The 12,644-nt window shown below is 69.1% G+C and carries 12 protein-coding genes; 4 read left to right on the forward strand and 8 right to left on the reverse strand.

Annotated features, from left to right (window positions below):
* Window positions 1-2 precede the first annotated feature (2 nt).
* Complete coding sequence (locus BW730_RS00100; protein ID WP_077684526.1) at window positions 3-1,448, forward strand: GerMN domain-containing protein; 1,446 nt, start codon at window positions 3-5, stop codon at window positions 1,446-1,448.
* A gap of 1 nt (window position 1,449) precedes the next feature.
* On the opposite strand, the gene BW730_RS00105 is transcribed toward BW730_RS00100, so the two are convergent.
* Window positions 1,450-2,211, reverse strand: a complete 762-nt coding sequence (locus BW730_RS00105) for an SDR family NAD(P)-dependent oxidoreductase (protein ID WP_077684527.1) — start codon at window positions 2,209-2,211, stop codon at window positions 1,450-1,452.
* A 67-nt stretch (window positions 2,212-2,278) separates the two neighbouring features.
* On the opposite strand from BW730_RS00105, the gene BW730_RS00110 reads away from it, so the two are divergent.
* The 3 genes from BW730_RS00110 to BW730_RS20005 are packed head-to-tail and all read left to right on the forward strand — an operon-like array spanning window position 2,279 to window position 4,895.
* The gene (locus tag BW730_RS00110; protein ID WP_077684528.1) at window positions 2,279-3,682 is read left to right on the forward strand and encodes a mycothione reductase; all 1,404 of its coding nucleotides are present in this window, start codon (window positions 2,279-2,281) and stop codon (window positions 3,680-3,682) included.
* A complete protein-coding gene (locus BW730_RS00115) occupies window positions 3,679-4,767 on the forward strand; it encodes a glycoside hydrolase family 3 N-terminal domain-containing protein (RefSeq protein WP_077684529.1) in 1,089 nt (362 codons plus the stop codon). The genes BW730_RS00110 and BW730_RS00115 overlap by 4 nt, the downstream gene beginning before the upstream one ends.
* A complete protein-coding gene (locus tag BW730_RS20005; protein WP_257787350.1) occupies window positions 4,767-4,895 on the forward strand; it encodes a hypothetical protein in 129 nt (42 codons plus the stop codon). The genes BW730_RS00115 and BW730_RS20005 overlap by 1 nt, the downstream gene beginning before the upstream one ends.
* Before the next feature lie 17 nt (window positions 4,896-4,912).
* Here the strand turns inward: BW730_RS20005 and BW730_RS00120 are convergent, their stop codons facing one another.
* The 7 genes from BW730_RS00120 to BW730_RS00150 all read right to left on the reverse strand — a co-directional run bounded on the left by BW730_RS00120 (window position 4,913) and on the right by BW730_RS00150 (window position 12,643).
* A complete protein-coding gene (locus tag BW730_RS00120) occupies window positions 4,913-5,356 on the reverse strand; it encodes a hypothetical protein (RefSeq protein WP_077684530.1) in 444 nt (147 codons plus the stop codon).
* A gap of 98 nt (window positions 5,357-5,454) precedes the next feature.
* On the reverse strand, window positions 5,455-6,234 hold the full coding sequence (gene pstB, locus BW730_RS00125; protein ID WP_077684531.1) for a phosphate ABC transporter ATP-binding protein PstB: 780 nt from the start codon (window positions 6,232-6,234) through the stop codon (window positions 5,455-5,457).
* A 26-nt stretch (window positions 6,235-6,260) separates the two neighbouring features.
* Window positions 6,261-7,331 (reverse strand): phosphate ABC transporter permease PstA, encoded by a 1,071-nt coding sequence (gene pstA / locus BW730_RS00130; RefSeq protein WP_077684532.1) that lies wholly within the window; start codon window positions 7,329-7,331, stop codon window positions 6,261-6,263.
* Complete coding sequence (gene pstC, locus BW730_RS00135; RefSeq protein ID WP_077684533.1) at window positions 7,331-8,311, reverse strand: phosphate ABC transporter permease subunit PstC; 981 nt, start codon at window positions 8,309-8,311, stop codon at window positions 7,331-7,333. The genes pstA and pstC overlap by 1 nt, the downstream gene beginning before the upstream one ends.
* 95 nt (window positions 8,312-8,406) lie before the next feature.
* Window positions 8,407-9,516 carry a phosphate ABC transporter substrate-binding protein PstS gene (gene pstS / locus BW730_RS00140; protein WP_077684534.1) on the reverse strand — a complete coding sequence of 370 codons (1,110 nt, stop codon included), beginning with the start codon at window positions 9,514-9,516 and terminating at the stop codon, window positions 8,407-8,409.
* A gap of 179 nt (window positions 9,517-9,695) precedes the next feature.
* The gene (locus BW730_RS00145; protein ID WP_077684535.1) at window positions 9,696-10,568 is read right to left on the reverse strand and encodes an NUDIX hydrolase; all 873 of its coding nucleotides are present in this window, start codon (window positions 10,566-10,568) and stop codon (window positions 9,696-9,698) included.
* A complete protein-coding gene (locus BW730_RS00150; protein WP_226996911.1) occupies window positions 10,565-12,643 on the reverse strand; it encodes an RNA degradosome polyphosphate kinase in 2,079 nt (692 codons plus the stop codon). Before BW730_RS00150 ends, BW730_RS00145 begins: the two co-directional genes overlap by 4 nt.
* Between the last annotated feature and the right edge of the window lies 1 nt (window position 12,644).

Raw genomic sequence — 12,644 nt, forward strand, 5'->3', positions numbered from 1 at the left:
ACGTGCGGGCCGACGAGAGCCCGGACTGGCTGGTCCGGCTGTACGAGGAGCAGGGTGCGACGCTGCACCGGCTCGCCGTGCTGCTGGGCGCCGAGGAAGGCTCAGGCCGAATCGTGCGGGGGGCGCTGCTCGCGCTGCACCGCCGCGGCCACCGGCTGATCGACCCCGCGGAGCGGGTCGAGTTCCTTCAGGAGACCGTCGTGCACGCCGCCCGCTCGGTGCGACCTCCGCAGCAGCCCCTCGACCTGCCCAGCGTCGAGGACCCGCGCCAGGGCGACCTGCTGAGGGCCCTCTCGGCGCTCCCTCCGCGGATGGCCGAGCTGATCGTCGTCAGCCACTACCTCGCGGTCTTCGGCCCGGAGTTGGCCGGGATCATGCGGATGTCGCTGCGGGCCTGCAACCAGAAGCTCGAGATCGCCCGCGAGACGCTGCGCGCCAACCTCGACGACGGGGAGACCCCGCCCGCGGGCCTGGAGGCCCTCTCGCAGGAGATCACCGCCGCGCTGCGCGCCTCGGCCCGCACAGTCCAGGCCCCGGGCACCGACACCCTCGCCGCGGAGTTGGAGCAGCTCGGCGAGGGCGGCCAACTGCGGTTCGGGCCGCGCTCCGTCGTCGCGCTCACCATCGCCGCCCTCATCCTCGGACTGGTGCTCGCCGCGGTCACCAACCCCGCCGTCGCGCCCGCAGAGATGCCCCACGCCTCGCCCGACGCGGGCACCGAACCCACCGCTTCCCGCTCGATGCCCGCCATGGTGCGCGGCATCCCGATCTACTACATCGGAAGGCAGGACGGCGCGATGTACCGCGAACTGCGCGACCTGTCGTCCTCCGGCGACCTGGTTCGCTCCGCCGTCGAGGCGCTGCTGACGGTGCCGCCCGCCGACCCGGACTACGAGTCGCAGTGGGACTCCGGCCAGGTGCTCGACATCGAACAGAACGCAGACTCGATCGTCGTCGACCTGTCGGCCGACGCGTATGCAGACATCGACGGCGCACAGGAGGAGGAGCAGGCGCGCAACCAGATCGTCTACACCGTCTCCGACCTGGTCGCCAACCCCGACCTGAGCGTCCGTTTCCGCTCCGAGGGGCGGACCCCGCCCGGTGCCTTCGCCAGCGACACCGGCTTCAAGAGGGAGGGCCTCGACCCGATGCCTCTTGTGTGGATCACCACCCCGCGCAACCTGGCGCGGCTGTCGCCGGGGGAGACGAGCATCGTCGGCACCATCAAGCCGGGCTACGGCGACCCGGTCGTCCGCGTCGTCAACAGCGAGACCGGCAAGGTGATGCTCGAGGAGGCGGCGCAGACGGCGACCGTCGCGAACCAGGACGGGTGGCGCGTGTGGAGCGTGAAGCCGTCGCTGCCTGCGGGCAGGTACGAGGTGAGCGCCCGGGTCGAGGGGACCGCAGGTCGCACCATCGCCGAGACGAAGACCTTCGAGGTCGGCTGAGTCAGTGCGTCGCGACCAGCTTGGCCAGCTTCGCCTGCAGGCGGGCCGGCGCGAGCCGGGTCGCGAACGCCATCGCCGCGTTGTTGGCGCCGTCGACCGCGTAGGGGCGGTGCCGCTTCAGGGCCTGGAAGGTCGTGTCGACGACCTGGTCGGGGGTGCGTCGCTTCGACATCACCTTGTCGTTGCCCGCGTTGGCGAAGAAGGCCGTATCGGTCGGGCCCGGGCAGATCGCCATGGCGCGCACGCCCGTGTGCCGCAGTTCCTCCCACAGCGCGATGCTGAACCTCAGCACGTACGCCTTCGACGCCGCGTAGACGGCCATCGTCGGGATCGGCTGGAACGCGGCGGTCGAGGCCACGTTGATGATCGCGCCCCTGCGGCGGCGGATCATGCCGGGCGTCACGGCGCGGGAGAGTTCCGTCAGGGCGAGCACGTTGAGGTTCAACTCGTTCGAGATGCGGCGCGGGTCGGCGCCGGCGAACTCGCCGATGGTGCCGAATCCCGCGTTGTTGACGAGGTAGCCCACGTCGCGGCCGTCGATGGCCTCGATCAGCCTGCCGCGCTGTGCGGCGTCGCCCAGGTCGGCCGCGACGGTCTCGGTCTCGACCCGGAACCGCTTGCGCAGGTCGGCGGCGACCTCGTCCAGCCGGTCGCCGCTGCGCGCGGCAAGCAGCACATTGGTGCCACGTGAGGCGACCCGCTCCGCGAAGGCGACGCCCAGCCCGCTCGACCCACCAGTGACAACAGCCCACGAATTGCTCATGGGCCCAACTGTAGAGGCCCGGCCAGCCCTCAAGCCTCTCCACGTGACGCCGTGACACAATGGGGCCATGCAGCATTTCGACCTTGCCGTGATTGGCTCCGGCTCCGGAAACTCGCTGATCGATGAACGGTTCTCGGACTGGAACGTGGCGCTGATCGAACGCGACCCCGTCTTTGGCGGCACCTGCCTGAACCGTGGCTGCATCCCCACCAAGATGTTCGTGATCCCCGCCGACCTCGCCGCCAGCCCGGCGGAGGCCAAGCGGCTCGGCGTCGACCTGCGCAGGGAGGGCTCCGACTGGCGCGCGATCCGCGACCGGATCTTCGGCCGCATCGACGCCGTCTCCGCGGGAGGCCTCGACTGGCGGGAGCGCTCCGAGAACGTCACCGTCTTCCACGGCGAGGCCTCGTTCACCGGGCCGAAGACGCTGAAGATCGGCGACGATGAGATCAGCGCCGACCAGATCGTGATCGCCACCGGCTCCCGCCCCCGACGGCTCGACCTGCCCGGCCTCGACGAGGTTGCCGACCTCGTCTACACCTCCGACGACATCATGCGCATCGACAAGCGCCCGCAACGGCTCGTGATCGTCGGAGGCGGCTACATCGCCGCCGAGTTCGCGCACATCTTCGGCGGCCTCGGCACCGACGTGACGCTGATCAACCGCTCCGACCGGCTGCTGCGCTCCTACGACCGTGAGGTCGCCGACCAGTTCCAGCACCTGCTCTCACAGAAGGTGAAGCTGCGCCTCAACCAGGCCCTCTCCTCGGTCGAGAGGGAGGGCGACGGCATCGTCGTGGTGACCACCGACCGCAACGGCATCGAGTACGAGTACTTCGCAGACGGCCTGCTGCTCGCGATCGGGCGGGACCGCAACTCCGACGCGCTCAACCTCGCTGCGGCGGGCATCGAGACCCGCAGCGCGGGCCAGATCCGCGTCGACGCGGAGCACCGGACGAGCGCCCCCGGCGTCTGGGCGATGGGGGACGTGTCCTCCGACCACCTGCTCAAGCACGTCGCGAACGCCGAGACCCGCACGGTGCAGCACAACCTGCTGCATCCCGATGACCTCCAGGAGACGGACTACCGCTACGTGCCGCACGCCGTGTTCAGCAGCCCCCAGGTCGCCGCGGTCGGTGCCACCGAGGAACAGTTGCGCCAGTGGGGTGTTCCGTACGTCGTGGCGACCCAGCGCTACGCCGACGTCGCCTACGGGTGGGCGCTCGAGGACGAGGGCCACTTCGTCAAGCTGCTCGCCGACCCCAGTTCGTGGCACCTGCTCGGTGCCCACATCATCGGCCCGCAGGCCTCAACGCTGATCCAGCCGCTGATCCAGGCCATGAGCTTCGGGCAGCGCGTCCCTGACCTCGCCCGGGGCCAGTACTGGATCCATCCGGCGCTGCCGGAGGTCGTCGAGAACGCCCTCCTCGGCCTGCTCGCCGCGCACCAGCCTGCCGAGCTGGGAAAGTGAACGCCCGCTTCGGCGTGGCGGCCCTCGCGGCCGCCGCGGTCCTCGCGGGGTGCGCGCCGCAACTGCCCGTCTCCGACTCCCGGATCCATGCCGGTGGGACCGGCGCGTCGACCCCGACGGTGAAGCCGACCGCATCGGGCTCGCCGACGCCCGAGCCGTCGGCGACCCCTTCACCCGCGCGGGCCTGCCTTGCCTTCGCCGAGTCGCTGACGGTGCAGGAACAGGCAGGCCAGTTGTACATGGTCGGGGTGTCGACAAGCGGCCTCGACGAGACGACCCGCGCCGCCATCCGCGACAACGCGCTTGGCTCGGTCGTGCTGCTCGGCAACACCACCTCCGGCTCCGAGGCGATCCGCCTCCTGACGGCCGAACTCGGCAGCGTCGGGACGGCGCGGCTACCGATCCTGGTCTCCGTCGACCAGGAGGGAGGCACCGTGCAGCGCCTCCAGGGCGAGGGATTCACCAGGATGCCGTCGGCGCGGGAGCAGGGCCAGTTGCCGCCCGGCCAACTGACCACCGACGCGACGACGTGGGGCAAGGAGTTGCTCGCCGCTGGGGTGCTGTACAACCTGGCCCCCGTCGGGGACGTCGTGCCCGAGGATCGCAGGAACACCAACGCGCCCGTCGGTAAGTTGAAGCGCGACTTCGGAAGCGACCCCGATCAGGTCGGCGCGAAGGCGCAGGAGTTCATCGACGGCATGCATGAGGCGGGCGTGCTGACCGCCGTGAAGCACTTCCCGGGGCTCGGCCAGGTCGAGACGAACACCGACTTCGGCGCCGCCGAGGACACCGTGACGTCGGCGACCAGCCCCGAACTCGAGTCGTTCCGGATGGCCATCGACGGCGGCGTCGACTCCGTGATGGTGTCCTCGGCCGTGTACGCCAAGATCGACCCGTCAACCGAGGGCATGTTCAGCAAAAAGATCGTCACCGACCTGCTCCGCGGCGACTTCGGCTATGACGGGGTCGTCATCTCAGACGACCTGGGCGCCGCGAAGTCCGTCGAGGACGTCGCCCCTGCCGAGCGCGGGACCAAGTTCATCCAGGCGGGGGAGACCTCGCCATCAACGCGGACCCCAACCTGATGGGCGAGATGGTTCAGGCGACGGTCGCGCTGGCTGGCACCGACGAGGCGTTCGCCGCGCGGGTCACCGAGTCGGCCGCGAGGGTGCTCGCTCTCAAGGAGAAGGCGGGCCTGCTCTCCTGCGGCTGAGCCGGCCGAGTTGCTCGCTACGCGTCGGTGAGGAGCACCCTGGTGTCCCAGGAGGTGCTGTCCACCTGAAGTTCGATGGGGCCGTTGACCCCCGTCACTGTCACGGGCACGATGCTGCCCATCCGCTCACCGTAGGAGATGGGGAGGTCCGCCGTCGTCGCCGGGTTGCCGAGCGCCGTGCGGTAGGTGTCGACCAGGTCGGACAGGTCGTGGTCGCTGATCTTGTTGCGCCCCGCGCTGCACACCTTGGCCGTGTCTCCCGTGACGACGCCGTCGAGGAAGGTGCGGGTCGCGTCCTCGACGCTGCGCGGACCCCAGGGGAGCCCGTTGCACGCCCCCTCGGCCTTCGGCTGCCACCACTGCGTGTAGAAGCCTGCCCCGAGCAGCGCGACGACAAGGAAGCAGACCGCGACGATGAGGCGCGTGCGGATGCGGGATCGTGCGACGGTGGGCTGGCTCATGGCGACACGCTACGTCAGGACCGGTGCAAGGCCGCTGGCGGGGATGCGAAAGGGCCCGGCGACGCCGAAGCGAAGCCGGGCCCAGACGGAGGCGGGGATCAGCCGAAGCGGCCGGTGATGTAGTCCTCCGTGGCCTTCTGATCCGGGTTGTGGAAGATCTTCTCGGTCGAGCCGATCTCGATCAGTTCGCCCGGCTTGCCGTGTTCCTTCAGGTTGAAGAACGCCGTCTGGTCGGAGACGCGCGCGGCCTGCTGCATGTTGTGCGTCACGATGACGACGGTGTAGGTCTCCTTGAGGTCCTTGATCAGGTCCTCGATGGCGAGCGTCGAGATCGGGTCGAGGGCCGAGCATGGCTCGTCCATCAGCAGCACGTCCGGCGCGACCGCGATGGCGCGGGCGATGCACAGACGCTGCTGCTGGCCGCCCGAGAGGCCGGAGCCGGGACGCTCAAGGCGGTCCTTGACCTCGTTCCACAGGTTCGCGCCGCGCAGCGACTTCTCGACGATCTCGTCGGCCTGGCCGCGGGAGAGGCGCTTGTTGTTGAGGCGGACGCCCGCGAGCACGTTCTCCTTGATGCTCATGGTGGGGAACGGGTTGGGCCGCTGGAACACCATGCCGACCTGGCGGCGCACCCGGACCGGGTCGACGGCCGGGTCGTACAGGTCGACGCCGTCGAGCAGCACGCTTCCCTCGCAGTAGGCGCCGGGGATGACCTCGTGCATGCGGTTCAGGGACCGCAGCACGGTCGACTTGCCGCAGCCCGACGAGCCGATGAACGCCGTCACCGAGCGGGGCTCGATCACCATGTTGACGTCCTTGACGGCGTGGAACTTGCCGTAGAAGATGTTGAGATCCTGGATCTCGATGCGCTTGGACATGTGTGGTGGTGTTCCTTCTGCTTCGGTCAGCGACCGGCCTTGGGGGCGAACTTCCAGGCGATCAGACGCCCGATCAGGTTCAGTCCCATGACAATGATGATCAGCGTGAGCGCACCCGTCCAGGCGCGGTCGATGTACGGGGTGGGGTCGGCGCCCGGGGTCGTGTACTCGTAGTAGACGAACACCGGAAGCGTGGCCATCGGGTTCTTGAACGGGTCCATGTTCATCGACGCCGTGATGGCGGCGGTGACCAGCAGCGGGGCCGTCTCGCCGATGACGCGGGCGATGCCGAGCACCACGCCGGTCACGATGCCGGCGATGGACGTCGGGAGCACGACCTTGCCGATGGTGCGGTACTTGGGGACGCCGAGCGCGTAGGACGCCTCGCGCAGTTCGTTGGGAACCAGGCGCAGCATCTCCTCCGTTGAGCGGACCACGGTGGGGATCATCAGCACCGACAGGGCGCAGGCGCCGGAGAAGCCGTTGTTGGTGCCTGGCCCGAGGATCAGCGAGAAGATCGTGTAGGCGAACAGGCCCGCGACGATGGACGGGATGCCCGTCATCACGTCGACGAAGAACCGGATGGCGCGACCGAGGTGGCCCTTGTTGGAGTACTCGACCAGGTAGATCGCCGTCAGGATCCCGATCGGGACCGAGATCAGGGTTGCGAGGCCCGTGATGATCAGCGTGCCCCAGATCGCGTGCACCGCGCCGCCGCCGTCGCCGACGACGTTGCGCATCGACGAGTTGAAGAACAGCACGTCGAAGCGGGCCATGCCCTTCGAGACGGTGCCCCAGATGACGGACACCAGCGGGAACAGGGCGAGGATGAAGAAGCCGGTGACGACGTTGCGGGCCAGTCGGTCCTTCGCCTTGCGTGGCCCCTCGACGGAGGCGGACAGCGCGTAGTTGGAGACGAAGTAGATCAGGGCACCCAGGAACACGCCGCCGACCGGGTTGGCGGCGCCGAGGATCGCGAGCACGCCGAACGCGACCGCCAACGAGGCGACGACCATCGACAGCGACGTGTACTTGGGAAGCTGGGCGGACGTCAGGATGTTCTTGGACTTCGGCGGAGCTGAGATCGTGCCGTGCATCAGTTGGCTCCAGAGAACTCGGCGCGGCGTGCGACGATCGCGCGGGCTGCCATGTTGACGATGAGGGTGATCACGAACAGGATCAGGCCGGAGGCGATCAACTGGTTCACGCCGAGCCCGTAGGCCTCAGGGAACTTCAGCGCGATGTTCGCGGCGATCGAATTCGGGTTCGACGAGGTGAGCAGTTCCAGGTGGAAGCCGTCACCGGGGGAGAGCACCATCGCGACCGCCATCGTCTCGCCGAGCGCGCGGCCGAGGCCGAGCATGCAGGCGCTGACGATGCCTGGGGTGCCGAAGGGGAGCACCGCCTGGCGGATCATCTCCCAGCGCGTCGCGCCGAGGGCCAGCGACGCCTCCTCGTGCAACCGGGGCGTCTGGAGGAACACCTCGCGGCTGACGGCGGTGATGATGGGCAGCACCATGACGGCGAGCACCAGGGCCGCGGTCAGGATGGTGCGACCGGTGCCGGAGGCCTGGCCGCCGAAGAACCAGCCGAGGACGGGCACGGTCCCGAAGGTCTTGTTGAGCCACACGAACGCGGGCTGCACCATGGGTGCCAGCACGTTGATGCCCCACAGGCCGAACACGACCGAGGGGACGGCGGCGAGCAGGTCGATGACGTACCCGAGGCTCTGGGCGAGCTTGCGCGGCGCGTAGTGGGAGATGAACAACGCCACGCCCACCGCGACCGGGACCGCGAAGAGCATGGCGAGGGCCGCGGCCCAGATGGTGCCGAGCGCGTAGGGGACCACCCAGGACCAGAACGGGCCGTAGGGCAGGTCCTCGGGCTTCGAGGTGAGCGCGGGGACGGACAGGCCGACCAGGAAGGTCGCCACGGCCGCGAGGATGAGCAGGATGCCGGTGCCGGACCCGGTCGCGACGCCCTTGAAGAGGGAGTCGCCGAATCGACGGCGGTCGCGCATCAGCTCAGCCGGTGCTTCGGCCGGCGCTGGTTCACGCTCCGTGGTGTCGGTGGTCATGAGTTCTCCTGGTGAGGTGGAAACAGGCCCGGCTCCCGAAGGCGGCGACGCGTCCGTGGGGGTGGACGCGTCGCCGCGGCTTCAGGAGCCCGAGATCACTTGATCGTGGCGATCGCGGCCGTGACCTTCTCGCGGAGCGTAGCCGAAAGCGGGGCGGAGCCAGCGGAATCGGCGGCGGCCTTCTGGCCCTCCTCCGAGGCGACGTAGCTCAGGTAGGCCTTCACCAGGGCGCCCTTGGCGGGGTCCTTGTACTCGGCGCAGGCGATCCCGTAGGAGACCAGGACGATCGGGTAGCCCTCGGCCTTGCGGTCGAGCTTCACGGCGATGTCGTTGGCCTCGCGGCCCTCCTCCAGCGGGGAGTTCTCGACGGCGGCCGCTGCGGCCTCCTCCGACGGCGCCTCGAACTTGCCCTCGGGGCCGATCTTGGCGATGCTCGCCTGGCCGGCCTGCGACGCGTCGGCGTAGCCGATGGTGCCCTGGCCGCCGGTGACGGCGGCGACGACACCGGAGGTGCCCTTGGCGGCCTCGCCGCCCTTGACCGGCCATTCGCCGCTCGCGCCGTCGGTCCACACGCCCTCAGCGGCGACGTGCAGGTAGTCGGTGAAGTTCTCGGTGGTGCCCGACTCGTCGGAGCGGTGCACGGCGGTGATCGCCTGGTCCGGGAAGGTGACGCCCTGGTTGAGGGCGGCGATGGCCGGGTCGTTCCAGTTCTTGATGTCGCCGCGGAAGATCTTGGCGAGCACATCGGGGGTGAGGTTCAGCTCGGTGACGCCGTCGAGCTTGAAGATGATGGCGATCGGGGAGATGTAGATCGGCACGTCGATCGCGCTCGACTCGGCGGCGCAGCCCTGGAAGGCGCCCGCCTTGTTCTCGTCGACCTTCAGCGCGCGGTCGGAGCCGGCGAAGTCGGCGCCGCCACCCATGAAGGCCTCGCGGCCAGCGCCGGAGCCGTCGGGCGAGTAGTTGATGGTGACGCCGGTGTTGGCCGTCTGGAACTGGGCGATCCAGGTCTCCTGGGCGACCTTGGCCGACGACGCGCCCTTGCCGGACAGCGTCCCCTCGAGGGTGGCGGCCGGCGCGTCCGAGGACGAGGAGGTCGAGGTCTCGGGCTTGGTCTCCGGCGTGGTGGGAACCTCGTTGGCTGCGCAGGCTGACAGCAGCAGCGCGGCGGAGATCCCGAGGGCGGCGGTGAGACGAATCTTCATTCGGGGGTGTACCTTCCGAAAGGCGTGAACTCGAATCCCAGTCGGGATCCGGGCCGGGGTACCGGCTTCGTCTCGGACGCTATGCCCGCAAAGTAACGCGATCTGGCCGCTTCGGTTAACAGCAGATGAACGACGAGCGAGCGTTCGGCCCTCACGGTGAGTCGTGCGGTAAGCGGGGCTCAGGCGGTGGGTTTGTGCACCTCGACGGCGACCCTGTTGCCCTCCGCGTCGCGGTGGATGACGATGGCCTCGCCGACCACCATCGGGCGCGGCTCCAGCCCGAGGCCCTCGAACATCGACGGCAGCACCGGCCGGTGCCCGCAGATGGCCGTCGGCACCGTGATGTCCTGCAGCAGGTTGGCGGTGTAGCGCCGCACGTCCTTGGGTCGCACGGTGCCCTGCTCCTCCGTCAGCACGTCCTCGCGGGCGATCTCCAAGCCGGCCTTCTCCGCGTACGGGGTGAGGGTCTGCACGCAGCGGGTCGAGGAGGACGACACCAGCGACTCGACGCCGTAGGCGCTCAGCAACTGCGTCAGGACCTCCGACTGGCGCCTGCCGCGGGCCGTGAGCCTTCGCTCCTGGTCGGGGCCGCTCCAGTCCTTGCGGAGCATCGCCTTTCCGTGCCGCACCAGGACCAGCGGGATGGTGGGCGGCTTCAACAGCGCGGCGGAGAGCACGCGCCGCTCGTCTGCGTAGGTGAGCCTGCGCATCGCCTTGTCGATCGTCATCCAGCGGACCTTGTCGACCTCGTGGTTCGGCTCGAAGGTCCGCTCCTCGACGACGGCGGCGCGCCAGTACTCGACCTTCTTCGGGCCCTTTGACACGTTGTAGCGCATCGACGGCAGCCGCAGGCCCAGCCGCACCACGTGGCCGGTCTCCTCCAGCACCTCGCGGATCGCGGTGTGGGGCGGGAGTTCGTCGACCTTGCCCTTGCCCTTGGGGAGCGACCAGTCGTCGTAGCGCTGCCGGTGGATCGTGAGGACCTCGAGGTCGTCCTCGCCGCCGCGCAGCACTACTGCGCCAGCGGCGCGGATCTTGATGCTCTTGCTCATCGTGAGGATCGCCGGGCCGCGGTCTGCTGAATGAGGCTCTCCTGCAGGTCGGTGAGCGGGTTGCCTTCGCCGTCGGTGGTGTGGGCCGACCACTTGGAGTCGTTGAGTTCCCAGTGCACGGTGCCGGGGGAGAAGGCCTGTTCGAAGAGGTGCTCGATCTGTCGGATGTGGGCAGGGTTCGACAGGGAGACGATGGCCTCGACGCGGCGGTCGAGGTTGCGGTGCATCATGTCCGCGGAGCCGATCCCGACGATGGGCCTCCCGCCGCCCGCGAACCAGAACACGCGGGAGTGTTCCAGGAACCTGCCCAGGATGGAGCGGACCCGGATGTTCTCACTCAGGCCCGGCACGCCGGGGCGGATGGTGCAGGCGCCGCGGACCCACATGTCGACGGGCACGCCCGCCTGCGAGGCGCGGTACAGCGCGTCGATGATGGCCTCGTCGACGACGGAGTTGACCTTGATCTTGATGCCGGACGGGAGGCCGCGGCGGTGGTTGTCGATCTCGCCGTCGATGTAGGCGATCAGGCCCTTGCGGATGCCGTGCGGGGCGACGAGGAGGCGTCGGTAGTGGGTCTCCTGCGTCATGCCGGAGAGGTGGTTGAAAAGCCGCGCCACGTCGTCGGTGATGATCGGGTTGGACGTGAGCAGGCCCATGTCCTCATACATCCGCGCCGTCTTGGGGTTGTAGTTGCCCGTGCCGACGTGCGCGAAGCGACGCAGCCCGTCGCCCTCCTCCCGCACCACGAGCGACAGCTTGCAGTGCGTCTTCAGGCCGATCATGCCGTAGACGACGTGGACGCCGTCCTTCTCGAGTTTGCGCGCCCAGCCGATGTTGTTCTGCTCGTCGAAGCGGGCCTTGATCTCGACGATCGCGAGCACCTGCTTGCCCGCCTGCGCCGCCTCGATGAGGGCGTCGACGATGGGGGAGTCGCCCGAGGTGCGGTACAGCGTCTGCTTGATGGCGAGGACCGCAGGGTCGGCGGCGGCCTGTTCGATGAACCGCTGCACGGAGGTCGCGAACGAGTCGTATGGGTGCTGCACGAGCACGTCGTGCATCTTGAGCGCCTTGAACATGTCTGCGGGGCGGGCGCTCTCGACCTGCGCGAGGTCGGGGTGCGTGATCGGCAGGAAGTTCGGGTACTTCAGGTCCTCGCGCTTGGAGTCGCCGAGCGCGAACAGGCCGGTCAGGTCGAGCGGCGCAGGCAGCCTGAACACCTCGTTCTCGGTGACGTCTAGCTCGGCCATCAGCATGTCGAGCATCTCCTCGTCGATGCTCGACTCGACCTCGAGGCGGACGGGCGGGCGGCCGATCTTGCGGCGCAGGAGTTCCCGCTCGAGCGCGAACAGCAGGTTCTCGGCGTCGTCCTCCTCGACCTCGATGTCCTCGTTCCTGGTGACCCGGAAGGTCGTGTAGGACTGCACCTGCATGCCGGTGAAGAGCTGCCCGAGGTGTCGGGAGATGATCTCCTCGAGCGGGAGGTAGCGGCCCTCGGCGAGCTTCACGAGGCGCGAGAGCAGCGGCGGCACCTTGACGCGGGCGAACTGCTTCGCGCCGGTCGACGGGTTGCGCAGCAGGACGGCCAGCGAGAGCGACAGGCCGGAGATGTAGGGGAACGGGTGCGACGGGTCGACGGCAAGCGGCGTCAGCACCGGGAAGATCCGCTCGGCGAAGAACGCCCGCATCCGGTCCTTCTCGGCGGCGGTGAGCTGGTCCCAGCCGAGGATCTCGATGCCCTCCGCGGCGAGGCCGGGGCGCACGTCGTCCTGGAAGACGCGCGACTGTTCGGAGACCAGTTCGGCGACGCGCTCGAGGAGCTCGTTGTGAAGCTCTCCTGGCATCTTGCCCGCGGGAGTCGGGACGGCGACGCCCGCGGCGATGCGGCGCTTGAGGCCGGCCACCCGCACCATGAAGAACTCGTCGAGGTTCGAGGAGAAGATGGCCAGGAACTTGGCCCTCTCGATCAGCGGGACCCGTTCACCGTCGCGCGCCTGATCCAGCACCCGGTCGTTGAAGGCGAGCCACGACAACTCGCGGTCCAGATAGCGGTCCGCGGGGAGGGGGGTCGCGCTCACG

Origin of the sequence: Tessaracoccus aquimaris (assembly GCF_001997345.1) — a bacterium.
Lineage (GTDB): Bacteria > Actinomycetota > Actinomycetes > Propionibacteriales > Propionibacteriaceae > Arachnia > Arachnia aquimaris.

Bases quoted from the DNA above. Each gene is read 5' to 3' on its own strand.
- pstC (WP_077684533.1), bottom strand. From the start codon at position 8,311: ATGACCACCGACACCACGGAGCGTGAACCAGCGCCGGCCGAAGCACCG.
- BW730_RS00145 (WP_077684535.1), bottom strand. From the start codon at position 10,568: ATGAGCAAGAGCATCAAGATCCGCGCCGCTGGCGCAGTAGTGCTGCGC.
- BW730_RS00110 (WP_077684528.1), top strand. From the start codon at position 2,279: ATGCAGCATTTCGACCTTGCCGTGATTGGCTCCGGCTCCGGAAACTCG.
- BW730_RS20005 (WP_257787350.1), top strand. From the start codon at position 4,767: ATGGGCGAGATGGTTCAGGCGACGGTCGCGCTGGCTGGCACCGACGAG.
- pstB (WP_077684531.1), bottom strand. From the start codon at position 6,234: ATGTCCAAGCGCATCGAGATCCAGGATCTCAACATCTTCTACGGCAAG.
- BW730_RS00120 (WP_077684530.1), bottom strand. From the start codon at position 5,356: ATGAGCCAGCCCACCGTCGCACGATCCCGCATCCGCACGCGCCTCATC.
- pstA (WP_077684532.1), bottom strand. From the start codon at position 7,331: ATGCACGGCACGATCTCAGCTCCGCCGAAGTCCAAGAACATCCTGACG.
- BW730_RS00105 (WP_077684527.1), bottom strand. From the start codon at position 2,211: ATGAGCAATTCGTGGGCTGTTGTCACTGGTGGGTCGAGCGGGCTGGGC.
- pstS (WP_077684534.1), bottom strand. From the start codon at position 9,516: ATGAAGATTCGTCTCACCGCCGCCCTCGGGATCTCCGCCGCGCTGCTG.